Below are 21342 nucleotides of genomic sequence, written 5' to 3' on the forward strand. Positions count from 1 at the left end.
TCAATTAGTGATGCTGCGTGGTCACAATTTGCTGAATGGTTGGAGTATTTTGGGAAGGTGTACAGCAAAACAGTTATCGCTGTTCCACCACAATACACATCTCAGGAATGTTCAAACTGTGGCGACATTGTTAAGAAAAATTTATCAACCCGAACGCATATTTGCGGTTGCGGAACGATATTAGATCGCGATCACAATGCCGCGTTAAACATTCTAGCTAAAGGCTTAAAAGCTCATACAGGAATCGATTTAAATACGGTGGGGCACACCGGAATTCACGCTGGGAAACTGATCTCTACTCGCTGGTGGTGACATCAACGAGCAAATCAACTGGATGATCCAAGAATCCTCGCGCCTGATAGCCGGGGAGTGTCAAACATTCCAAATTCCCAATTATCAACTAAATTAATGATGAAAAATGAAATCCAGCGCACTATTTTAGATAACGGTATCGTTGTCTTAGCAGCAGAAAATCCAGCCGCAGATATTATTTCAGCTAGGATATTCCTGCGGGCCGGTAGTCGCTGCGTACAGCCCGAACAAGCAGGATTGTGTCATTTGCTGTCGGCGGTAATGACTAAGGGAACCGATCGCCATTCTTCGCTGGAAATAGCCGAACGTGTAGAATCGGTGGGAGCGAGATTGGGTACAGACTCGACTACAGATTATTTTTTAGTCAGTGTGAAGACGGTTGCTGCCGATTTTCAAGACATTTTGGAATTGGCGGCGGAATTGATGCGATCGCCCACTTTCCCGGAAGCTGAAGTCGAACTCGAACGCCGCATCGCCATATCAGCAATTCGATCGCAGCAAGAACAGCCATTTGCGATCGCCTTCGAGCAATTGCGACAGGCGATGTACAAAGAACATCCCTACGCTTTCTCTACCTTGGGCACGGAAGCTACGATGTCAAAGCTTACCCGCAACGATCTCGAACAGTTCCACAAAACCTATTTTCGTCCCGACAATGTAGTTATTTCTGTAGCCGGCAGAATATCGACCGAAGATGCGATCGCCCTGATCGATCGCACCTTTGGCTCCTGGAAAGCACCTTTAACACCCCTACCCACCTTAAACTTCTCCCCCCTCACCCCCTCCCCTCAAACCGTAGCTAAAGCGCAAGATACCCAGCAATCAGTGATTTTGCTCGGCTACCTTGCACCCTCGGTAAAAAATCCCGACTACGCAGCAATTAAGTTGCTCAATACCTATTTGGGTAACGGTTTGTCGAGCCGGTTGTTTGTGGAATTGCGGGAAAAACGGGGCTTAGCTTACGACGTTTCCGCCCTCTACGCGACACGCCTAGACGCGGCTCAGTTTGTCGCCTACATCGGTACAGCACCGGAAAATACGGTGACAGCTTTTGAAGGATTGCGTACTGAGGTCGATCGGCTAGCCAACACCCAACTAAGCGAAGAAGAATTGCAAGATTGCAAGAATAAAATGCTCGGTCAATATGCTTTAGGAAAACAAACTAATTCGCAAATTGCCCAAGTTTTAGGCTGGTACGAAATTTTGGGATTGGGAATTAAATTTGACGAGCAATTTCAAGCAGAAATTGCGGCAGTTACGACAGCCCAAGCTCAGGAAGCTGCTAAGAAATACTTCATCGAACCGTATATTTCTCTGGTTGGCCCGGAGGCGGCGATCCAGGAATTGGGTGTGATGGCTGTTTGTTGAAAAATTTGTGAGTTTATACCAATTTCATAAAGTAGCGCTAGATATTACCCCCCAACTCCCCAAAGCATCGGGGGGGCTAAGACTTCATCAGCACATCTTTAGAAAAATGGTATTACTCGTTACCAGGCAGAGCCTGGTAACGCAGATCCGGAGGCGATCGTTCTATTGAATATTCGATCCAATATTCCAATATTCAACTTCCCAACCAGCAAAGCTTTTCAAAAATAAAATAAATTCTCAACCAGAATCTGGGAATTAGTTTATATCAAAAATATCTGCGTTTATCTGCGTTTTTATACCATCCAATAATTCATGTAATAATGTCATATTATATGGATGAACCGCATTCAAAATGATCCCGCGTGCGGAATATTGTTCTGTGCTGGAAAGCGGAATAAAGTCCGCCCTACAAACCGTTTTTATTATGGTAATCGCTCGCACGCGATCTAAGTTTACTGCACAAAAAAAAATGATTTTAATTCCAGTAATTCAAGTCAAATCTGGATGCAAGCCCCAATCATTTGACACCAGCATAGAAGCCGAATTGCTGATGTTTCAACGGTTGCAGCGGCTGACTCCCCAAGAAAAAGTAACTCCCGCCATCGACTTTAATCGAGCCGTGCGAAGGCTAGCAATATCGGGAATAGAAAGCCAGTACAAGGGTGAAATTCCTGTATTGAAAAGGCAGGAATTTATTAAAATGCCTTTGGGTTATGATGGGATAAAGACTTTATTTTATACTTATAATTGGGTGATTTCGTGATTCAAAATCCAATTTGGTTGGCGGAAAAAATAGCCAATATTCTGGAACCGTTAGGCATTTCCTATTTAGTTGGTGGCTCGGTGGCAAGTTCTTTGCTAGGAGAAAACAGAGCTACAAAAAATTTAGATTTGGTAATTAATATTTTGCCACAGCAAGCGCCAAAACTAATCTGCGCCATGTCCGACGAGTTTTATATTAGCGAATCGGCGGTATTTGAAGCAATTTTTAGATCTAAAAGTTTACCTCGCAAATCGTCTTTTAATGTGATTTATTTGCCTGCTATTGAAAAGGCTCAATTTTTTGTGATGAGTAATGACGATCCTTTTTCGGTTTCTGTGATGAAGCGCCGCCATTTGCACGTTACGAGTGCTGGATCGGAGCGAGGAATTTATATTTATTCAGCCGAAGATATCATTCTGCAAAAACTCTGTTTCTATAAACAGAATGGGGCTGTTTTTAAAAGGCAGTGGAAAGATGTATTGGGTGTTGTGAAGGTACAGGGCGATCGGCTAAATTTTAATTATTTAAACGAATGGGGGGAATGTCTAAAGGTTGCAGATTTGCTAGCACAAGCGTTGCAGCAATCTGGATTAGAGTAGTTACATTCTCCCAAGTTGTGTATGTGAACTTTTTAAGTTGATTCGGCTGCGTCAGATTGGGTGATTTGCCGATCGCCCAAAATTTTCAACTGATGAACTCTACTGATTTCTGGGACGATCGCCCGCAAGCATTAAAAGCCACAAAAAAATCAGCACGCTGCCATTGAACCTTTAGTGTGCGCGATCGGTCTAAATCACATACAGGCCCATGAGGTCTAATCTATATGTACTTTTTTAGAATATGTACCTTGTAAAAAACTTTCACATTAAAAAAGAGCTGACTCCCTGGCTGGGCGGGCTTCTCGCCACCGGATTGCTGGCAGGAGCAGGCTACACAGCTTACAGCCAATTCGCAGTCCAACAGCGTAGCGAAACCGGGCGCAAGGAAAAAACCGTTGCTGTAGAAAGGCTCAACCTGCCGATTACAATTTCGGCAAACGGCACGATTGTGCCGGAACGTTCCGTCAACGTCAGCCCCAAAACTTCAGGAATGCTCAAAAGTTTGCTTGTCAACGAAGGAGATAGCGTTGAAAAAGGGCAGATTCTCGCCTACATGGACGACTCCAACCTCCAAGGCCAACTTACCCAAACTCGCGGACAACTCGCAGCCGCCGAAGCAAACTTGCAAAAATTGCTCAACGGTAATCGAAGCCAAGATATTGCTGCGGCTAAGGCAGTTTTATCAGAACAACAGGCAAGTCTGGAAAAATTGCTCAACGGTAATCGCAGCCAAGATGTTGCTGTCGCTGAGGCGCAATTGGCTGAACAACAGGCAAATTTACAAAAATTGCTCAATGGCAATCGAACTCAGGAGATTGTCGTCGCCGAGGCACAATTAGCTGAACAACAGGCAAATTTACAAAAATTGCTTGAGGGAAATCGGCCTGAAGATATCGCCCAAGCAAGTGCCAAACTCAAAGATGCCGAATACGCTAAAAATCAAGCAGAGGAAGAGTTTCAGAGAAATCAAGAACTTTATACTGCTGGGGCGATTGCTTTGCAAGTTGTCAACAATTCCCGCACCGCGCGCGATCGAGCCGGCACGCAAGTCAGACAAGCCGAACAAGCTGTAGCTTTGCTGAAAGCGGGTGCTCGCCCCCAAGAAATCGCAGCAGCTAGGGCTGCAGTGGAGCAGAAACGGCAAGCTTTGGCCCTAGCGCGATCGGGAGCACGCCCCGAAGATATCGCTGGAGGGCGGGCTGCTGTGGAGCAAAAACGGCAAGCTTTGGCCTTGGTGCGATCGGGCGCGCGCCCCGAAGAAATCGCCCAAGCCCGCGCCGCCGTCGAGCAAAAACAGCAAGCTTTAGCGCTGCTAGAAGCCGGTTCTCGCCCCGAAGAAATCGACCAAGCCCGCGCCCAAGTTCTCTCCGCTAGAGGCAGCCTGCAAAGCGTTCAAGCCCTGATCGATGACACTGTGTTGCGGGCTCCTTTTAGCGGCACTGTCACCCGCAAGTACGCAGATCCGGGCGCTTTCGTGACTCCCACAACGGCGGGAAGTGCGGTTTCTTCGGCAACTTCTTCTTCGATTTTGTCCTTAGCTTCAAAAAATCAATTAATCGCAAACGTAGCAGAAACTAATATTGCTCAGATTCAGATCGGCCAAGCAGCGTCTATTCAAGCTGATGCTTTTGCGGGAAAGACTTTTGCCGGTAAAATCACTCAAATTTCGCCTCAGTCGATCGTCCAGCAAAATGTGACGAGTTTTGAGGTAAGAGCCACCATTATTGATGACAAACAAATGCTGCGTTCTGGAATGAATGTAAACGTGGAGTTTAAAGCAGGCGAGCTCAAAAATGTTTTGGTAGTCCCCACTGCGGCAATTGTCCGCCAACAAAGAGCAACGGGGGTGTTTGTTCCCGGTGGAAAAGATGACAAACCTGCTTTTATGCCGATTAAAACTGGTATGACGGTGGATGACAAGACGGAAGTGCGATCGGGTTTGAAAGGAGATGAAAAAGTGCTGATTAGTGTACCCGCCGGATTGCGGCCGAAATCGCAAAATCCATCGGGCGGGATACCGGGTTTGCAACCAGGTGGTAGAACGCGATTGCGTTAATAGTCAGTAGTCAGTAGTCAGTAGTCATTAGTCATTAGTCATTAGTCATTAGTCATTAGTCATTAGTCATTAGTCATTAGTCATTAGTCATTAGTCATTAGTCATTAGTTAGTGGTTAGTGGTTAACAATTATCGATTGCCAATTACCGATTACCAATTACCAATTACCAATTACCGATCACCAACACGTCAAAAAAATCACGGATATAGAAATAGCTGTTTTTTCCCGCCTCTTCCTGCTTTTTTATTCCCCGCTGCTTCTTCCTTCTTCCTTCAATCTCTCAATAATATCGTTTGCGCTTGCATCGGAATAATATAATCGAGTCAACAGTCAACAGTCAACAGTCAACAGTTAACAGTTAACAATCACCTGACGTACAACCGGAATTAATCTAACTAATTACCAATTCCCAACCACCTAATGAAATTAAAAACTCGCCCACCTATCAAAAAAATATCCAACGTTCAAATCGCCTTCATGGCGACAGAAGCGCTGTGGAATAACAAATTGCGTACCAGTTTAACCATGCTGGGTGTAATTATTGGGATATCTTCAGTAATTGCCATTACTTCGGTAGGACAAGGAGTCCAAAAATCAACAGAAGAACAGTTAAAATCTTTGGGTACAAATGTGTTGTTGGTGTTATCCGGTGCTTCGCGATCGGGCGGTGTCAGTCAGGGAAGCGGTTCTGCTACTACGCTGACTTGGGATGACGCAAAGGCGATCGGCAAACAAGCTCCCGCAGTCAAAGCAATTACCGCTTATTTGCAGCGCCAAGTGCAAATCGTTTACGGCGGACAAAATTCATTTACTGCTATCTTGGGAACAGATTTAAACTATCCAGATGTGAAGAACATTCAACCCCAACAAGGACGGTTTTTTACTGAGGATGAATTGAATGCTGCTGAGCCAGTAGTCGTCCTCGGTTCTAAGGTGCGGGACGAACTTTTTGGAGCCGGAGTTAATGCGTTATCATCCGATATTCGTATTCAGGGAAACCGCTACAAGGTGATTGGAGTGATGGAAACCAAGGGGTCTGTAGGGGGAACCGATCAGGACGATCGAGTGTATATTCCCCTCAAAAATATGTCTTCGCGGATTGTGGGGAGAAATTCTTTGGCCGGGATTGCCATCTCTGGTTTTTGGTTGGAAACTGCCGGCGAAGCGGATTTAGCGGATGCTCAATTCCAAGTTGAAAATATCCTGCGTTTGCGCCACAATATTTACCCGCCGCAAGCGGATGATTTTCGAGTTGTCAATCAAACTGAGATTGTTAATACTTTCAGCAATGTGATAGGTTTATTTACAGTTATGGTGGGATCGATCGCCGGAATTTCTTTGGTTGTTGGCGGCATCGGTATTGCTAATATTATGTTGGTGTCTGTTGTGGAGCGGACTAAGGAAATCGGGATTCGCAAAGCGGTTGGCGCTACTAATGCAGCAATTCTGATTCAATTTATGGCGGAATCTATTTTAGTGTCCACCGTGGGGGGAACGGCGGGTATTGGGTTGGGAATTGCGATCGCCTTTGGGGCCGCGACAGCGTTCAAATTTCCGTTTGTAGTGTCTGTATGGTCGATATCAGCAGGTTTTGGGCTATCTTTTACCGTCGGGCTACTAGCAGGAGTATTGCCGGCCAGGAATGCCGCTCGCTTAGATCCGATCGCAGCTTTACGCAATGATTGAACTGACTCATCCGCGTTTATCTGCGTGCATCTGCGGTTAAAGATTCCAAATCTGCCAGCAATGTTAGATTGAGACAATTTAAGATGCTAGATTTAATCGGGCGCTTTTCATCCCAAAATACCATCGATGAATAAAAGCTAATTGCAGCAGGTGAATTCAAAAGCTCAAAAGTTTTACGTGCGATTCCCTCGTCTTCAAAGCTGACAAAATAAACAGTATCATCAAATATTACAGGTTTATTAGCAATTGCACCAATTAATCTGAAATTCAATTTTTTATAAAGTCCGCAAATTGCAATCTTCCACAATTTAAAACTATAATCGCCAACTCCAAAAACAGAAAAGCGAGGATTCTGTTGATAAATCTTGCTTTTGCGATTGTCTAGATATGGTGCGTTATCTTCGAGATAACGCCAGGTTTTAGGAGCTATTTGTCTGATAGATTCGGTTGACTCGCCAATGAATTTTTGAGTTACTAAAATATAGCGATTTGTGGCATTAATTCGATTTTGAGCAACATCCGAGCCTTTAAGTAGCGGAAATAGATAAGTTTCCTCAAGTTCGACAGCTTCCCCAAAGCCATTGACAAAAAGATTATCAATTTTCCGAAACTCCATTACATTCGAGCAGTCATGCTTTACCCCCGATCGCCATTTCGTGCCTGACTTGACAGCATATAAATTACTCAACTTATTGAAAGAATCTATATCTTTAATTAGAAGATTATTTTGATAGCCTATGCGGTGGGAGTCTGAACTTTCTAAACTGCTAAATACATCGCAGAAGTAGTTCTGCGAGCTTGAGTCAAACTTGCATAATAACAGACAAGCATCAACATTTGCATTAAAATACTTTTTAGCATCTATTTTGTAAGTTGCACAGCTAGCGAGATTAAGTTTTTTTGAATGAATGTAGTTCAATAACTTTCTGGCAACGGAAGTCTTGCAAAGCATTGCCAGAGTTGCGTCACGATTTTGCAACCAATGAATTGCTTTAATTAGCATCCATTCTGAGATATCAAAATTACTTTTACCTGTGAGTGCATCTAAGCCAGCGTGCTTTTGAAAATTACTTTTTTTAGGCAAATTTTCACTACCAATAGTTCCTTGGTGTGAGTTTGTCACCCAAGGAAAGTTACCAATTACCAACACCTGATGATTAAATTGCTTAATTAATGATGTCCAGTCAAACTCAAAAAAATCTCCCTGCTTAACCTCACATCTTTCATCCTGTAACAATTGATGTTTGGCTCGTAATTCTGTTAAGTAAATTTGATTTATTTCAACGCCGATAATCTTGCTGGCGGATGGAAAGGAATTTGCAGCAGCTTGAATGAAATTACCTATGCCGCAAGTTGGCTCAATGATGATTTTGGGGTTAATATCAAGTTCTATCAATTTCCGACACACCATCTTGGCTAATTCCAGCGGTGTCTGAAAATCCCCGTATTCTAGTTTTGTTTTGCGAACTGTGGAAATCATGAGTTAAATCTATAAACTGCGATAACGCCGTCTTGTTGTCCGGCACGCTCAATTACTCTGCCATACTGAAGTCGCCATTGTAACGCATTAGAAATGGTTAAAAAACCCTGTAGTGGCGGATTTATCATGATTTCGCCTACAATTTTATCTGCCTCTATTTCGTCAACTGGTAGATTTTTGTCAAGCAGAAAAGCCAGCAAATCATCTTTGTTGCCTTCGTTGTCTAAAATATTGCGAATTCCACGGGTCATTTGAAAATCTGCTGTTCTTTCGGCACTTACGTAAATTGTATGCAAAATATTCAGCGTTGCAGTTCGATTTGTACTGTTGTCTGTCTTTTCGTAAACAAAGATAATCAGTGAATATCCCAGCCCAAAAATCTTTTGTCTTGCAGATTTAAAAGGGCATGAGGATTGTGGTTGTCTAACGCTTGTTACCTTGACATCCACAAGTAGCCCGGGAAAATCGATGCCGCTTGCTGAATTTCCTTCTAAAAATTCATATCGCAGCTTGAGATACAGTTTGAACTTTTGTTCTAAATATGTCCCAATAGCCTTTCCGTCTGTGACTCCGTAAAGCAGAGGTTCTGGATGTTGAGACTCGGCGGCTGAAAATATTGCTGCCTCAGAACAAAGAATTTCTACGGTCAGAATCGTCATTTTGATGAACCACCAGATTATTTAATTTACTGACCCATTAAACGGTATCATTAAAGATCGCAGGTTTATTAGCTATTTCACTTATCAACCTGAACTCTGATTTTTTATCAAGCCCGCAAGTTATTCTCCCACTTATGCTGTAACCATTTCAGGTTTGATATCAGGTGATGCTGGCTCAAAGTACAACACCATGATTTGCTCTGGATGCAGCCCGACAGATTCATAAGTGCGTCCGTTGCGATCGCTAAATTCAACCTCAAACGCTGCACCATCAGCCAACAGTTCAACCACAGTCCCTACTTGTCCGCGCCACAGGTTGTATTCAGGAAGGTCAACTGTCAATGCAACGACATCTAGTAATTTAATTGTATTCTTTGCCACTCTTATTACCTCCACGCACGAAGCGAGGATAGCAGGTTGTTAATCTCGGAATCTCCGAATCATGCTCAATAATCCAGCCACTCCGATATAATCGGGTTAATTGCGAGCGAGGTTTGGGATGGAAGTTCGGTTGGCGCACATGGAGGATTTGGATGAGGTGACGCGGTTGTTCGATCGCTATCGAATGTTTTACGCTCAGGTTTCGGATATTGATGCAGCCCGTCAGTTTATCCAAATGCGTTTCCAACAGGGTGACTCAACAATATTCATTGCGTTGGATGAACTTCGGGGTGTGGGTTTTACTCAGCTTTATCCGAGTTTTTCGTCAGCTTTAATGAAACGACTTTGGATTTTGAATGATTTGTTTGTTGAAGAAACGGCTCGCCGGCAAGGTGTTGGAGCACAATTAATGCAAGCGGCGGAAAGCTTTGCACGTCAAACGGGTGCCGTGGAAATTGCATTATCTACGCAGATAACCAATCAAAGTGCACAATCACTTTACGAATCTCGTGGGTATGTCAAAGATGAGGTGTTCTATAATTACTCACTCCCGTTGTAATTCATGTATATTGCTAAATCTGTGCGATCGACTATCATCAGCGCGATCGCTCAACCCATCCGTGTATCGGTGTCAAAATCCGTCGTGCTCTTCCAATTTTTCCCAACGAGGCAGAGCCTCTAGACATCGGTTCCCAGACCGATCCGGGGAACCAGTTAATTAAAAAATAGAGGGCGAGTATCACATAAAAATTAACCCCAAAAGTCCAATTTTATGCTCAAACCCGCCCTCGCACAACTCACTTAATAAGCGTCTTGCAATTCGTAGAAATCAGGGGAAATGTAATCTTTCCGCAGCGGCCAGCCTACCCAATCTTCGTTCATCAAAATCCGTTTCAGATTCGGATGTCCTTCGTAGACAATGCCGTACATATCGTAGGATTCCCGCTCTTGGAAATCTGCCGCTTTCCAAATCCAGTACACTGATGGTACTCTCGGATCTTCGCGGGGGATAAATACTTTGACGCGGACTTCTTCGGGATGGGAAGCATTATCTGTCAGCTTGGCTAAGTGATAGACGCTGACTAAATCTTCTCCAGGCCCTTGGTCGTAGGCGCACTGGCACTGCATATAATTGAAGCCGTAGGCATACAGTGCTGTTGACATCGGAATTAGGAATTCGCGATCGACCTTTAATATCTCCACGCCCAAATTATCGGCCGCTAAAGCTTCGTGTTCAAAGCCATTTTGAGTCAGCCACTGAGAAACCTTCCCAGCTTCAACAATCGAGGTTTCTGTCTCAGCCACGTTGTACCTCCTGTTTTTGTCCTGCAAGCAGGGCGGGCGGTACTGGCATTCCCATTGCTTCCGTCAATTCCTTCGGTGGGGCCATCCGGCCGGGAACTGACAAATATTTGCCATCCAAGATGTCATCTACTACTTTCATTTTGTGGGGTCTGGTGTAGTAGCGGTGGGTGGGCAGCAAGTTGCCGCGTTCCTGCATCGAATCGTTGGCGATTTTTTTCCGCAGTTTGATAATTGCGTCAATAATCGCTTCTGGACGGGGAGGACAGCCGGGTATGTACACATCTACGGGAATCAGTTTGTCAACGCCTCTGACTGCTGTGGGGGAGTCTACGCTGAACATTCCGCCCGTGATGGTGCAAGCGCCCATCGCGATGACATATTTGGGTTCGGGCATTTGTTCGTACAGCCGCACCAAAATGGGGGCGTACTTCATGGTAATTGTACCGGCGGTGATTAACAAGTCGGCTTGCCGCGGGCTCGATCGCGGTACTAAGCCGAATCTGTCGAAGTCGAAGCGCGAACCGATCAAAGCTGCAAACTCGATGAAGCAGCAAGCCGTACCGTAAAGCAGCGGCCAGAGGCTAGAAAGTCTCGCCCAGTTGTAGAGGTCGTCAACCGTGGTTAGGATGACGTTCTCTGATAATTCGGATGTGACTTGCGGGCGCTCTGCCGGATTGACAATTAGCGATTTTTGTGATGTGTCTGAACTTAAGACCATTCTAAGGCTCCTTTGCGCCATGCATATACAAGAGCAATAACGAGGATCGTGATAAAAAACAAGGCTTCGATGAAAGCCAAGAGTCCTAGCTGGTTGAAAGCTACCGCCCAAGGATATAGGAAGACAGTTTCTACGTCGAAGATGACGAAGACCAGGGCGAACATATAATATCGGATGTTGAACTGAATCCAGGCTCCGCCGATGGGCTCGACGCCAGATTCGTAGGTAGTGCGTCGGTCGTAGGGACGACTTTTGGGGCGTAGTACCTTAGACGCCGTGAGGGCGAGGATAGGCACTAGGCTCGAAATTAGCAGGAAGCCTAAAAAATACTCGTAGCCGCTGAGTGCAAACACGGTGAATAATTACTGCCTCTGTGAAAGGGTTTGTAACTCTATCTTTACATTATATGGATTCTGCGTAGCTAGAATTACGAATTAGTTGAGATTAATCGTCCATCTTCTGCAATAATTATTAATGTATATTTTTAATAAAACCGGAATATCCAGGCTAAGCCAACAATTTTTTAACTGCCTGTGGAAGACGGGCGGCTGCCTGTGGACGCTAAGTAAGACCACGATCGACTTAAATGTCGAACATCCTTGTGGTGTCGCAACGTGGCATCGGCGGTTGAAACGGGAAATCTCGAAGACGAATAAGACCGTCCTAATCTGAGTTTTAGTTGGAAGCCCCAACTATCGCGAAGTTTGGCTGAGGTACTTCACGATTAGCTTACGTACCCTTTTTTTGGAGCTATGAGCGATCCAGCCACTGAGACTAAAACCCTCGATCGGCACGAGTGCCGCGCCTGCGGCTACGTCTACAACCCGAAAAAGGGCGATCCTAAAATTGATATTGCCCCTGGCACGGCTTTTGAAGATTTGCCTATGACTTGGGTGTGTCCTGTCTGTGCGGCGCGCAAACCGATGTTTCAAAACCTCGGTCAGCAGGAAGGGGTATCGGGATTTAAGGCAAATCAGCGCTACGGTGTCGGTGTCAACGGTATGACCGAAGGTCAGAAAAGTTTGCTGATTTTTGGCGGCTTGGTCGTTGGTTTCTTGTTTTTACTTAGTATGTATGGTTTGCAGTAGGACGATTGTGAGATTTTGGCAACGAATTGTAATGTTATTGGCGGCTGCGCTCATTTGTACGAGTTGCAGCACGATCGGTTCTGTGAGTTACAACCCCTGGCAGGTGATATCCTTGCCGACGGAAGCTAATTTGCAGGATGTTGCCTTTACCGGCAGCAATCCCGATCGCGGCTGGGTTGTCGGTTCGGAGGCAACTCTGTTTGAAACGACCGATGGCGGCACGAACTGGAAGCAGATAGTTCTGGATATTGATGAGCCGAGGTCGCGTTTTTCGTCGGTGAGCTTTTCCGGTTCCGAAGGCTGGATAGTCGGCCAGCCTTCGGTTTTGCTCCACACTACCGATGAAGGCAACTCTTGGACGCGGATTGCTTTGAGTGCTCAGTTACCGGGTTCTCCAAGTACGATCGCCGCCTTGGGCCCGAAGGCCGCCGAGATGACGACGGATGTGGGGGCAATTTACCGGACTTCTGACGGTGGCAAAAATTGGAAAGCTGTCGTTCAGGATTCCTTTGGGGTAGTTCGCAACATCAACCGTTTTGAAGACGGGCAATATGTGGCAGTTTCCTCCAAGGGCAATTTCTATTCCGTGTGGAAACCCGGACAAGAAGCTTGGGAACCTCACAACCGCAATAGTTCTCGCCGCCTGCAAAATATGGGCTTTACCAAGGATGGGCGCTTGTGGATGCTCGCCCGCGGCGGTCAAATTCAATTTAGCGATCCAGAAAGTGCCGAAGGTTGGGCAAAACCGTTTTTTCCCGATCGCAAGGCAAGTTGGGGTTTGCTAGACCTGGCTTACCGGACTGATAATGAAGTTTGGGTAGCCGGCGGCGGCGGCAATTTGCTGTGCAGCTTAGATGGCGGGAAAACTTGGCAAAAAGACCGCGAAGTTGAGGATGTTCCCGCTAATTTTTACAAAATTGTCTTCATGGGGCCCGATCGCGGATTTGTGCTCGGCGCTAAGGGCACTCTACTGAAATATCAAGGTTCAGCACAAGCTGCTTGATAGTAGAATAGTAATAGAGATTGTCTGTCGATTTGTTGTTGAAAGGAGGATTCTAAATGTCAGGTACAACTGGAGAGCGTCCGTTTGGGGACATTATTACAAGTATCCGTTATTGGGTAATTCACAGCATCACCATTCCGGCTTTGTTTATTGCTGGATGGTTGTTTGTGCAAACCGGTTTGGCTTACGATGCTTTTGGGACTCCTCGCCCCAACCAGTATTTCACAGAGCAGCGCCAAGAAATCCCGATTGTCTCGGATCGCTTTGAAGCTAAACAACAAGTAGATCAGTTCATTGCCAAGTAATTTAACAAGGAGTTGGAAAAATGACTAGCAGAACGCCAAACAATGAGCCGATTTCGTATCCGATTTTTACGGTACGCTGGTTGGCAGTTCATACTTTAGGTGTCCCAACAATTTTCTTTTTGGGCGCGATCGCAGCAATGCAATTTATTCAACCATAGGAGTTTACGATGCCTGAACGCATTCCTAATCCCAACGAACAACCCGTCGAGTTAAATCGGACTTCCCTTTATTTGGGTCTGTTGATGATTTTTTGTCTGGGTATTTTGTTCTCCAGTTATTTCTTTAACTAACTGGTGACGCTAGTTTGATGTCTGCAGTTCGATGAATTTGTTTTGCTGTGAATTAATGAGGTGATGGCTATGTTTAGTGAAAGTGGCAGAATTCCTTTGTGGCTGGTAGCTACTGTCGCAGGCCTAGGTGTTCTGAGCATTGTGAGCCTTTTCTTCTACGGCGCTTATGCCGGTTTGGGTTCTTCGATGTAAGGAGAATCTCGCGTATTTTACGCCTCAAACCCCCCTAAAAAAAGGGGGGTTTAATTATGCGAATTTGGTTGGTCAATCCGGGATAAATATTAGAAAAACTGTTGATTATTTGGCAAGTTTATGATCTTCAACTGCTTTTGGTCAATAAACCTGTAGGGACGGGTTAACCAATCACGCTCTCATATCAGATCCACACTACGAACCCACGAGAAAATCTCGCCCGAAACCGGGTTTCCTTCGAGAGATTTCGCCAGCAAACCGAGATTTTCGCAGAAACCAGGTTTCTGAACTCCTGGGGCAATCTCGCCCGAAATCCGGTTGATTTCGAGATAGATCCATAAAAACTGGATTTTTATCTCATCGGGCTTGCTTTGGGAATTAGCCAAAAGTTGCGAGTAGAATAGTGCAAGAGCCGATCGCTCGATCGTAGTCCATAGCGAAATATGACCCCACCGCAGCCGCCCCGCAAACCTCAAACCGTCTTGGGTGCGATCACCCAAGCAGTCCAGACTATTGCCAAGGTTAATTTTAACCAGCTAGCCCTGAAACCGAATGCCAAAGTACCCGAACTGTGGGTACAAGATGCGGGTGCAGCTAAAGCTGAGGTTTATCCGCTATTGGGCGATCGATATTTGTTAGGTCGATCGTCCAAATCATCAGATATTGTAGTTCGCAATCCCGTTGTCAGTCACGTCCACCTATCCCTGTCGCGGGATACTCGGCGGCGGACTCCTTTTGTCATCAAAGACGAAGACTCAACCAACGGCATTTACTCCGGCAAAAGGCGAGTTAAAAGTATGTCCCTGCGTCACGGAGACGTGTTCACCTTGGGCCCGCCGGAACTCGCCGCCGCCGTCAGAGTTCAGTACGTAGATCCCCCGCCTTGGTATTTGGAACTTGTGCGCTACAGCTTTTACGGAGTCAGCGGCATCACCGCTTTGATTGCGGTGTTGGTAGGTGTTGAATCGACCAAGTTTCAAGTGCGGCCTCTGCCGAGAAGCATCAACGGCCCCGTGATTGTTTACGCCCGCGACGGACAAACTCCCCTGCGCCCTCCTCAGAATAACGCTCACGTAGAATTAAAGGAATTGCAGGATTTTTCGCCTTATTTGTCCAAGGCGGTACTTGCTTCCGAAGACAGCCGCTACTATTGGCATTTGGGCGTAGATCCGATCGGGGTTTTGCGCGCACTGTTGACCAACGTGCGCGGCGGAGGAATTCGCGAAGGCGGCAGCACAGTGACGCAGCAGTTAGCGAGGAGTTTGTTTCGAGATTATGTGGGAACTCAAGATTCTGCCGGACGCAAATTGCGGGAAGCCGTAGTTGCGTTGAAACTGGAGAATTATTACAGCAAAGACGAATTGTTGCTGACTTATTTGAATCGCGTGTTTTTGGGAATTGACCTGTACGGTTTTGAGGATGCGTCTCGGTTTTATTTTGGCAAGTCGGCGAAGGATTTAAGTTTGTCGGAGGCGGCGACTTTGGCGGGTATTTTGCCCGCACCAAATAGTTTCAATCCGATTCAAAATTATCAGTTGGCTGTGCAGTATCGCGATCGGGTGATCGAACGGATGCGGGCACTGGGGACAATTTCTCAGGAAGAAGCCGATCGCGCGAGGCGATCGCGAATCGACATCAATCCCAAAGCCCGCCAATATCTGCAAAGTACGATCGCTCCTTATTTCTACAGTTATGTATTTGACGAATTGGAGTTTTTGCTGGGGGAGCAGTTAGCCAGAGAAGGTAATTTTATAGTAGAAACAGGCTTGAATCCCGGCCTGCAAAAAGTAGCCGAATCTTCCCTCAAGAATGCCGTAGAAAATGCCGGAGCCAGTGCAGGTTTTTCTCAAGGAGCCGTAGTAACTCTCAATACTGCCACCGGAGAAGTCTTAGCATTAGTTGGGGGCGTAAGTTACTTGCAAAGTCAGTTTAATCGAGCTACCCAAGCATTGAGACAGCCCGGTTCTACATTTAAGATTTTTGCCTATACAGCAGCCCTAGAACGCGGAATTCCCCCCACCAAAACCTATTCTTGCGAGCCGCTTTCCTGGGGCGGACAAACTTACAGCGGCTGCGAAAGAACCAGCGGCAGTGCTGATATGTATCGGGGCATAGCACAGTCGGAAAATGTGATTGCTTTGAGAGTAGCACAAGATGTCGGTTTAGACAATGTAGTGGGAATGGCCAGACGTTTGGGCATTACATCTCCACTGCGTTCTTCCCCCGGTTTGGTATTAGGTGAAAGTGAAGTTAACGTATTGCAATTAACCGGTGCATTCGGGGTTTTGGCGAACCGTGGTTTGGGAAACCGCCCCCACGTAATTAAGCGAATTATTGACAGCAGCGATTGCAAAGATCGAAATGATTTTAACAGTTGTCGGGTGATTTATGACTATCAAAAAGATAGCGTTGCCAACCGGCAGTTAGTTTCTGAAGCTGTAGCGGATACCATGACTGATATGCTGCAAGGTGTGGTGCGGGGAGGTACGGGGAGCAGTGCTGCTTTGGGGTTGGGAGAAGCTGGAAAAACAGGCACGACTAATGATAATAAAGATTTGTGGTTTGTCGGTTATATTCCAAGCCAGCAAATGGTAACGGGAGTTTGGTTGGGGAATGATGATAATTCTCCGACTGCCGGAGGTAGTGCAAATGCTGCTCAGTTGTGGGGGGAATATATGCGGCAAGTGGCGCGTTAAGTCATTAGTCATTGGTCATTAGTCATTAGTCATTAGTCATTAGTTAGTAGTCATTGGTCATTTCGGTGGCGCACCTGATACCAAATCGGGTGGATTACCATAACAAAAACGGTTCGTAGTGCGGACTTGCATACGCTTGGAGTTGGAGAATCTAAGGAATGAAAATTTAATAACTTAAGCGATTGCTCGACTTAAGCGATTGCTCGTTACTTTCGCTCTGCCTGGTAATGCAGATAGGCGAGGAAGAGCCTCCTTTTATCTGGCAACTTACAGGAGAGAGGACTGTAGGAGGTGTTTAACTTATTAAGTTTTCGCTCCTAAGCGGACTAAAGTCCGTACTACGAACCAATTGTTGCAAAAGTTTTGAACATTGTATTAACTCAGGGATGCTTTTTTTAGGGCTTGGGTGGTTCGCCTCCAGATCGATCGCACATATTTTCGTTGGTCGATCGCGTGCAGTACAATAAAGGCCAGGAAAGTATAAACCATCCAGAAATGAATATTTCTTGCCAAATCTACAACCGCTGCATTTTGAGGAAAAATATCGGGCAACGTTGCAACCCAGAAAAAAGGCACATTCCCGCTTTTGTAAGAATTAGAGAGGAAAAATCCGCTCAGAGGAACCGCTACCATAAACAAATAAATTGCTGCGTGCAGTAGAAACGTGCGAATCCACTCACCTGTAAACTTGGGAAGGCGGCGCGTATACTTGCGCCACCAAACCCGCTGCAAAATGAAAATACGCCAAGTTAGCAATGCCATTGTCAGCGCCCCAATCGATTTGTGCAAGCTGTAAGCGTTGCCTTGCAATGGTGTATTGTCTGGCATTTTTACCATCAAAAGTCCCCCAGCCAGCAGCAGCAGATAACAGGTTGCCATCACCGCGTGCATTGACCACAATTGCTTGAAGGCTGAATTCGATCGAGGTTGGGGCTTTGTTTGCGGAACTAATTTTGAACTCATCAAATATCTCCTAGACGCACTTGCAATCTCAGAAACTGGGTTGATTCCTAGATTTCTCGTGAGGGGACAGCAAATATTTCCTAGAAACCGGGTTTCTAGCCCGCGATGATCGAGTCCTGAGTCCGAGAAACAGGGCGACATCCAGACAAAATAGAGTGCAAATTAACTACATTTCCAATTACCGCGATCGCAGGTGCTGAAAATCCAGTCGCCTCAACTTGCTCTACAATTGTACCCAAAGTTCCGATCAATTCTTCTTGTTCCGGCCGCGTTCCCCAGCGCACTAATGCTACGGGCGTTTCTGCGCTCAATTCGGCTGCTGTTAACTGGTCGATAATGTAAGGCAAATTGTGGATTCCCATGTATACTACAATGGTTTCGGAGCCGCGGGCGATCGCCTGCCAATTTACCTCCGGCCGATATTTTCCCGCTGATTCGTGGCCGGTGACAAAGGTGACTGACGAACTGTACGATCGGTGTGTCAGAGGAATTCCCGCATAAGCCGCAGCCGCAATCCCGGAAGTTACACCTGGTACAACTTCAACCGCAACTCCAGCTTTTACCAAATCTTCCATTTCTTCGCCGCCGCGCCCGAAAATAAAAGGATCGCCACCTTTAAGACGAACTACGATCGCATTATTTTGAGCTTTTTCTATCAATAGATCAGTTGTTTCGTCCTGCATTAACGAGTGGCGGCCTTTGCGTTTTCCAGCATCAATTCGTACTGCTTCGGGATTGATGGCTGCCAAAATTTGAGGGCTGACTAAAGCGTCGTAAATCACCACATCCGCACACTCTAACAAAGCCTTTCCCTTCAAGGTCATCAAACCCGGATCTCCTGGCCCGGCACCTACTAAATACACTTTACCTAAAGACATTTTTCTGTCTTCCTTTACCTCTTCCGTGCCTCTGCCGTTCATTTTTGAATTAAATTCCCAATTAAATCTGCTAATTCTGCACTTGCGCCTAGAGGGTTTGCCAGATGAAGTTCCGCCGCCGGAAATTGCTGCTTTAGCTGTGCGACATTTTTGGCGATCGCATCTGTAATTCCTCCATTAAATAAGAAGTATGGCACAATTCCTATTTGCTGCTGTCCACCACGAACCAAATTATCAATTTGTGCTTCCAAACTCGGCTGTACCGACCAATAAGCTGTCTCGGCACCGAGTTCCCTGGCAATTTTCTCCACCGTCGAGTTACCTCCGGGGCGGCGGCTGCCGTGAGATAGTAAAATCCATTTTGGCAATAGCAAATTGGGGAGAAAAGCCACATCTTGCATCTGATTTTTTAGCAAGCGTGTTAAGCCAGCTTCCTGGGAACCTAAATGCGGGCGCAATGCAATTTTTAGTTGGGAACCCAAAGTTTTTTGGGCAGTTTCTACCTCTGCGGGTATGTCTTCGGCGACGTGAACTCCCGGTAATAAAAATGCGGGCAGGATTTGCAATTGTGTCAGCCCCAGCGACAGGGTACGTTCGCCAAAACTGCAAATTTGTTCGTGCAGCGGTGCGGGCCCGAATTCTAAGGTGGCGGTTGCTACTGCGGGGAACGAGTTGGCTAATTTTTGAGAAAGCAGTTGACCGAGGTTTTCCAAAGCCCGTTGGGGTCTGGGGTCACGGCTGCCGTGAGAAACTAATAAATAGGTCGATCGCAATTTCAATAGGGATTTGATGTGAATGTTCGACAGAAAATTTATAATAATTATAACACCGTAGGGTGCGCGACTTCAAAATTGCTCGACATTTCGTCGGCATCTCTCAAATCGCGCACCCTACATACACCAATAAGGTAAAACAATGCTTTGACGCGCACTTTTTAGCGCTCTAGGTGCGCGGCGCGCACCCTACACAACTCTCAAATTAACCTTTGGGAGCTGGATCTGCGATGTACTTAAAAGTAGGTTCAGAGTTCCAATTACCGCGTTCGTCCTTGCCATTTGTAGACAAATTAAAGTATAGATCCACAGTGGAATCTGGCTCAATATTACCGAAAAACGGATCGGTGAGTTTGCCCAACGATTCGAGAGCTTTCATGAACATTTGAGTGTGAGAAATTTCGCGAGTCAGCAGAAACTGCAGCGTTTGTTTCGATCCCGCATCCGGCGCGAGTTTAATCAATGCTTCGTAGGTTTGACGCGCTCCGGCTTCCGCACCGATATTAGCGCGCAAGTCGCGCACGACATCGCCACCTTCGTTGACATAAGCACCACTCCAAGCTTGACCTTGGCTGTCCAACAAGTGCGGGCCTACACCGCGCACGGCAAACAAAGTGCTTTTGTAAGCTTCTGTTTGGTCAACATTTTTAGTGTGCATTTCTATCATTTTGCCAACCATTTCTAAGTGGCTAAATTCTTCGATTGCAATATCTTGAAGCATATCCTTAATCCCTGCATCTTCACAGTGAAAAGACTGCACCCAGTATTGCAAAGCTGCTGTCAATTCTCCGGTGGCTCCGCCAAACTGTTCTAGGAGCAATTGAGCAAAGCGGGGGTTTGCTTCGTCTACTTTTACGGCAGACATTAGTTGTTTTTTGTGAAAAAACATGGATCGGTACCTCGGTTTGTTTCTGTTGTTAAAGTCGTCAAATTGCCGACTTTGGGTGTGTTCATCCTCAGAATCCATTGTGCGATAAGCGATCGCCCCCAACCTCGGTCGCTGGATACATATAGCGGAACAAATTTCTCTACTTTCAGGTAGAGTTTAAATTAAAAAATTTCATTACTTAGCAGCCATGAAAATTACTATTTAGCAGCATGATTATTGTCGCACTCGGTTGATTTTGGGCCGATCTCAAATCCTCTCTTCATCGGAATTGTAAATTCACTGTTGACTGTTGACTGTTGACTGTTGACTGTTGACTGTTGACTAAAGTTTTGCCAAATCCACCTTTCCCTCAAATTTGAATCGGGCGATATCGCTGTCTCAGCAACAGGCTAGAGCCGCAGTTTAAGCAAAGTTTTGCGGTGTTGGGTTTTCGGGTTGTTGATATTCTGGATTGAGAGAGTAAGTCATATTGATTTTAGATTTTAGATTTTAGGTTGCACAGAAGACTTTTTTTAACGAACCGCGAAGACGCAAAGGGCGCAAAGGAAGAGGGAAGAGGGAAGAGGGAAGAGGGAAGAGGGAGGGTTGACAACTGATGCAGTTCGGGATGTGTGTCTATTTTAATGCGCTAAGGAAGCGGGATATTTGCCGATCGCCCAAACGAGAAATTGTGCTAAACTCTTGCTGTGCAAGGCATTTGAGGCACAATTGATCCGATCGGTTCGGGGACGCTGAAAAAAAAATCAAAATTTTTTTGCTTGACCTCTAGACTTTTTCGGGAAGATAGTGCTATAGTTAGAAAAGTTATGGCGAGTGTAGCCAAGTGGTTAAGGCAGTGGTTTGTGGTACCACCATTCGTGGGTTCAATTCCCATCATTCGCCCTTTTGATTCTATTGTACAGGTGCGATCGCCCGTTGGGTGCTTAGCTCAGATGGC

25 protein-coding genes and 1 tRNA gene are annotated in these 21342 nt (G+C 45.9%); 15 read left to right on the forward strand and 11 right to left on the reverse strand.

Annotated elements, in window-relative coordinates:
* The 6 genes from QUA97_RS23290 to QUA97_RS23315 all read left to right on the forward strand — a co-directional run.
* Positions 1-312, forward strand: a 312-nt coding sequence (locus QUA97_RS23290; RefSeq protein WP_333196392.1) for an RNA-guided endonuclease InsQ/TnpB family protein, incomplete at its 5' end; no start/stop codon positions are given.
* Between the two features lie 99 nt (positions 313-411).
* Positions 412-1680 (forward strand): M16 family metallopeptidase, encoded by a 1269-nt coding sequence (locus QUA97_RS23295; RefSeq protein ID WP_333196432.1) that lies wholly within the window; start codon positions 412-414, stop codon positions 1678-1680.
* 469 nt (positions 1681-2149) lie between these two features.
* Positions 2150-2443 carry a hypothetical protein gene (locus QUA97_RS23300; RefSeq protein WP_194067003.1) on the forward strand — a complete coding sequence of 98 codons (294 nt, stop codon included), beginning with the start codon at positions 2150-2152 and terminating at the stop codon, positions 2441-2443.
* Positions 2440-3042 carry a hypothetical protein gene (locus tag QUA97_RS23305; RefSeq protein ID WP_333196395.1) on the forward strand — a complete coding sequence of 201 codons (603 nt, stop codon included), beginning with the start codon at positions 2440-2442 and terminating at the stop codon, positions 3040-3042. Before QUA97_RS23300 ends, QUA97_RS23305 begins: the two co-directional genes overlap by 4 nt.
* A gap of 241 nt (positions 3043-3283) precedes the next feature.
* Entirely contained in the window at positions 3284-5098 is a 1815-nt protein-coding gene (locus tag QUA97_RS23310) for an efflux RND transporter periplasmic adaptor subunit (RefSeq protein WP_333196397.1), read from the forward strand.
* A gap of 421 nt (positions 5099-5519) precedes the next feature.
* Positions 5520-6785 (forward strand): ABC transporter permease, encoded by a 1266-nt coding sequence (locus tag QUA97_RS23315; RefSeq protein ID WP_194067006.1) that lies wholly within the window; start codon positions 5520-5522, stop codon positions 6783-6785.
* A gap of 16 nt (positions 6786-6801) precedes the next feature.
* Here QUA97_RS23315 and QUA97_RS23320 read toward each other — a convergent pair whose 3' ends face one another.
* From QUA97_RS23320 to QUA97_RS23330, 3 genes are all read right to left on the reverse strand, one after another.
* The gene (locus QUA97_RS23320; RefSeq protein WP_333196401.1) at positions 6802-8181 is read right to left on the reverse strand and encodes a class I SAM-dependent methyltransferase; all 1380 of its coding nucleotides are present in this window, start codon (positions 8179-8181) and stop codon (positions 6802-6804) included.
* A gap of 80 nt (positions 8182-8261) precedes the next feature.
* Entirely contained in the window at positions 8262-8924 is a 663-nt protein-coding gene (locus QUA97_RS23325) for a restriction endonuclease (RefSeq protein WP_194067046.1), read from the reverse strand.
* Positions 8925-9056: 132 nt separating this feature from the next.
* Positions 9057-9305 carry a DUF4926 domain-containing protein gene (locus QUA97_RS23330; RefSeq protein ID WP_194067008.1) on the reverse strand — a complete coding sequence of 83 codons (249 nt, stop codon included), beginning with the start codon at positions 9303-9305 and terminating at the stop codon, positions 9057-9059.
* Positions 9306-9423: 118 nt separating this feature from the next.
* Between QUA97_RS23330 and QUA97_RS23335 the strand changes: the two genes are divergently transcribed.
* Complete coding sequence (locus QUA97_RS23335; protein ID WP_333196404.1) at positions 9424-9864, forward strand: GNAT family N-acetyltransferase; 441 nt, start codon at positions 9424-9426, stop codon at positions 9862-9864.
* Between the two features lie 242 nt (positions 9865-10106).
* Here the strand turns inward: QUA97_RS23335 and QUA97_RS23340 are convergent, their stop codons facing one another.
* Genes QUA97_RS23340 through ndhC form a run of 3 tightly spaced genes read right to left on the reverse strand, consistent with a single transcriptional unit; the run spans position 10107 to position 11681 of the window.
* Positions 10107-10610 (reverse strand): NAD(P)H-quinone oxidoreductase subunit J, encoded by a 504-nt coding sequence (locus tag QUA97_RS23340; protein WP_194067010.1) that lies wholly within the window; start codon positions 10608-10610, stop codon positions 10107-10109.
* Positions 10603-11328, reverse strand: coding sequence for a photosynthetic/respiratory NAD(P)H-quinone oxidoreductase subunit K (ndhK, locus tag QUA97_RS23345; RefSeq protein ID WP_333196407.1), 726 nt, complete (start codon positions 11326-11328; stop codon positions 10603-10605). Before ndhK ends, QUA97_RS23340 begins: the two co-directional genes overlap by 8 nt.
* Complete coding sequence (ndhC, locus tag QUA97_RS23350) at positions 11319-11681, reverse strand: photosynthetic/respiratory NAD(P)H-quinone oxidoreductase subunit C (protein WP_006635500.1); 363 nt, start codon at positions 11679-11681, stop codon at positions 11319-11321. The genes ndhK and ndhC overlap by 10 nt, the downstream gene beginning before the upstream one ends.
* Positions 11682-12080: 399 nt before the next feature.
* Between ndhC and QUA97_RS23355 the strand changes: the two genes are divergently transcribed.
* The 6 genes from QUA97_RS23355 (at position 12081) to QUA97_RS23380 (ending at position 14206) form a co-directional block, all read left to right on the forward strand.
* Positions 12081-12416: a rubredoxin gene (locus QUA97_RS23355; protein WP_194067012.1), complete on the forward strand. Its 336-nt coding sequence runs from the start codon at positions 12081-12083 to the stop codon at positions 12414-12416.
* Positions 12403-13419, forward strand: coding sequence for a photosynthesis system II assembly factor Ycf48 (locus QUA97_RS23360; RefSeq protein WP_333196410.1), 1017 nt, complete (start codon positions 12403-12405; stop codon positions 13417-13419). Before QUA97_RS23355 ends, QUA97_RS23360 begins: the two co-directional genes overlap by 14 nt.
* Positions 13420-13475: 56 nt before the next feature.
* Positions 13476-13724 (forward strand): cytochrome b559 subunit alpha, encoded by a 249-nt coding sequence (psbE, locus tag QUA97_RS23365; protein ID WP_194009015.1) that lies wholly within the window; start codon positions 13476-13478, stop codon positions 13722-13724.
* 20 nt (positions 13725-13744) lie between these two features.
* Complete coding sequence (psbF, locus tag QUA97_RS23370; protein WP_194009016.1) at positions 13745-13882, forward strand: cytochrome b559 subunit beta; 138 nt, start codon at positions 13745-13747, stop codon at positions 13880-13882.
* Between the two features lie 9 nt (positions 13883-13891).
* Positions 13892-14014 (forward strand): photosystem II reaction center protein L, encoded by a 123-nt coding sequence (locus tag QUA97_RS23375; RefSeq protein WP_194009017.1) that lies wholly within the window; start codon positions 13892-13894, stop codon positions 14012-14014.
* Between the two features lie 69 nt (positions 14015-14083).
* The gene (locus tag QUA97_RS23380) at positions 14084-14206 is read left to right on the forward strand and encodes a photosystem II reaction center protein J (protein WP_006635506.1); all 123 of its coding nucleotides are present in this window, start codon (positions 14084-14086) and stop codon (positions 14204-14206) included.
* Positions 14207-14385: 179 nt separating this feature from the next.
* On the opposite strand, the gene QUA97_RS23385 is transcribed toward QUA97_RS23380, so the two are convergent.
* Positions 14386-14592, reverse strand: coding sequence for a hypothetical protein (locus QUA97_RS23385; protein WP_194067014.1), 207 nt, complete (start codon positions 14590-14592; stop codon positions 14386-14388).
* A 57-nt stretch (positions 14593-14649) separates the two neighbouring features.
* Between QUA97_RS23385 and QUA97_RS23390 the strand changes: the two genes are divergently transcribed.
* On the forward strand, positions 14650-16902 hold the full coding sequence (locus QUA97_RS23390; RefSeq protein WP_194067015.1) for a transglycosylase domain-containing protein: 2253 nt from the start codon (positions 14650-14652) through the stop codon (positions 16900-16902).
* A gap of 375 nt (positions 16903-17277) precedes the next feature.
* Here the strand turns inward: QUA97_RS23390 and QUA97_RS23395 are convergent, their stop codons facing one another.
* The 4 genes from QUA97_RS23395 to QUA97_RS23410 all read right to left on the reverse strand — a co-directional run bounded on the left by QUA97_RS23395 (position 17278) and on the right by QUA97_RS23410 (position 20405).
* Positions 17278-17865, reverse strand: a complete 588-nt coding sequence (locus QUA97_RS23395; protein WP_333196414.1) for a cytochrome b — start codon at positions 17863-17865, stop codon at positions 17278-17280.
* Between the two features lie 95 nt (positions 17866-17960).
* Positions 17961-18785 (reverse strand): uroporphyrinogen-III C-methyltransferase, encoded by an 825-nt coding sequence (gene cobA / locus QUA97_RS23400; protein ID WP_333196416.1) that lies wholly within the window; start codon positions 18783-18785, stop codon positions 17961-17963.
* Entirely contained in the window at positions 18782-19522 is a 741-nt protein-coding gene (locus QUA97_RS23405; protein WP_442922577.1) for a sirohydrochlorin chelatase, read from the reverse strand. The genes cobA and QUA97_RS23405 overlap by 4 nt, the downstream gene beginning before the upstream one ends.
* Positions 19523-19721: 199 nt before the next feature.
* The gene (locus QUA97_RS23410) at positions 19722-20405 is read right to left on the reverse strand and encodes a manganese catalase family protein (protein WP_194011436.1); all 684 of its coding nucleotides are present in this window, start codon (positions 20403-20405) and stop codon (positions 19722-19724) included.
* Positions 20406-21214: 809 nt separating this feature from the next.
* On the opposite strand from QUA97_RS23410, the gene QUA97_RS23415 reads away from it, so the two are divergent.
* Positions 21215-21287: transfer RNA gene (locus QUA97_RS23415), tRNA-His, on the forward strand.
* The last annotated feature ends 55 nt before the right edge of the window (positions 21288-21342 follow it).

The sequence above is a fragment of the Microcoleus sp. CZ3-B2 genome (assembly GCF_036705055.1).
GTDB lineage: Bacteria > Cyanobacteriota > Cyanobacteriia > Cyanobacteriales > Microcoleaceae > Microcoleus.

What these genes read in the sequence shown, in the direction of transcription:
- QUA97_RS23295 (WP_333196432.1), top strand. Translation starts at nt 412, where the DNA reads ATGAAAAATGAAATCCAGCGCACTATTTTAGATAACGGTATCGTTGTC.
- QUA97_RS23300 (WP_194067003.1), top strand. Translation starts at nt 2,150, where the DNA reads ATGATTTTAATTCCAGTAATTCAAGTCAAATCTGGATGCAAGCCCCAA.
- QUA97_RS23310 (WP_333196397.1), top strand. Translation starts at nt 3,284, where the DNA reads ATGTACCTTGTAAAAAACTTTCACATTAAAAAAGAGCTGACTCCCTGG.
- QUA97_RS23315 (WP_194067006.1), top strand. Translation starts at nt 5,520, where the DNA reads ATGAAATTAAAAACTCGCCCACCTATCAAAAAAATATCCAACGTTCAA.
- QUA97_RS23325 (WP_194067046.1), bottom strand. Translation starts at nt 8,924, where the DNA reads ATGACGATTCTGACCGTAGAAATTCTTTGTTCTGAGGCAGCAATATTT.
- QUA97_RS23335 (WP_333196404.1), top strand. Translation starts at nt 9,424, where the DNA reads ATGGAAGTTCGGTTGGCGCACATGGAGGATTTGGATGAGGTGACGCGG.
- ndhK (WP_333196407.1), bottom strand. Translation starts at nt 11,328, where the DNA reads ATGGTCTTAAGTTCAGACACATCACAAAAATCGCTAATTGTCAATCCG.
- QUA97_RS23355 (WP_194067012.1), top strand. Translation starts at nt 12,081, where the DNA reads ATGAGCGATCCAGCCACTGAGACTAAAACCCTCGATCGGCACGAGTGC.
- QUA97_RS23360 (WP_333196410.1), top strand. Translation starts at nt 12,403, where the DNA reads ATGGTTTGCAGTAGGACGATTGTGAGATTTTGGCAACGAATTGTAATG.
- psbE (WP_194009015.1), top strand. Translation starts at nt 13,476, where the DNA reads ATGTCAGGTACAACTGGAGAGCGTCCGTTTGGGGACATTATTACAAGT.
- psbF (WP_194009016.1), top strand. Translation starts at nt 13,745, where the DNA reads ATGACTAGCAGAACGCCAAACAATGAGCCGATTTCGTATCCGATTTTT.
- QUA97_RS23375 (WP_194009017.1), top strand. Translation starts at nt 13,892, where the DNA reads ATGCCTGAACGCATTCCTAATCCCAACGAACAACCCGTCGAGTTAAAT.
- QUA97_RS23380 (WP_006635506.1), top strand. Translation starts at nt 14,084, where the DNA reads ATGTTTAGTGAAAGTGGCAGAATTCCTTTGTGGCTGGTAGCTACTGTC.
- QUA97_RS23390 (WP_194067015.1), top strand. Translation starts at nt 14,650, where the DNA reads ATGACCCCACCGCAGCCGCCCCGCAAACCTCAAACCGTCTTGGGTGCG.
- QUA97_RS23395 (WP_333196414.1), bottom strand. Translation starts at nt 17,865, where the DNA reads ATGAGTTCAAAATTAGTTCCGCAAACAAAGCCCCAACCTCGATCGAAT.
- cobA (WP_333196416.1), bottom strand. Translation starts at nt 18,785, where the DNA reads ATGAACGGCAGAGGCACGGAAGAGGTAAAGGAAGACAGAAAAATGTCT.
- QUA97_RS23410 (WP_194011436.1), bottom strand. Translation starts at nt 20,405, where the DNA reads ATGTTTTTTCACAAAAAACAACTAATGTCTGCCGTAAAAGTAGACGAA.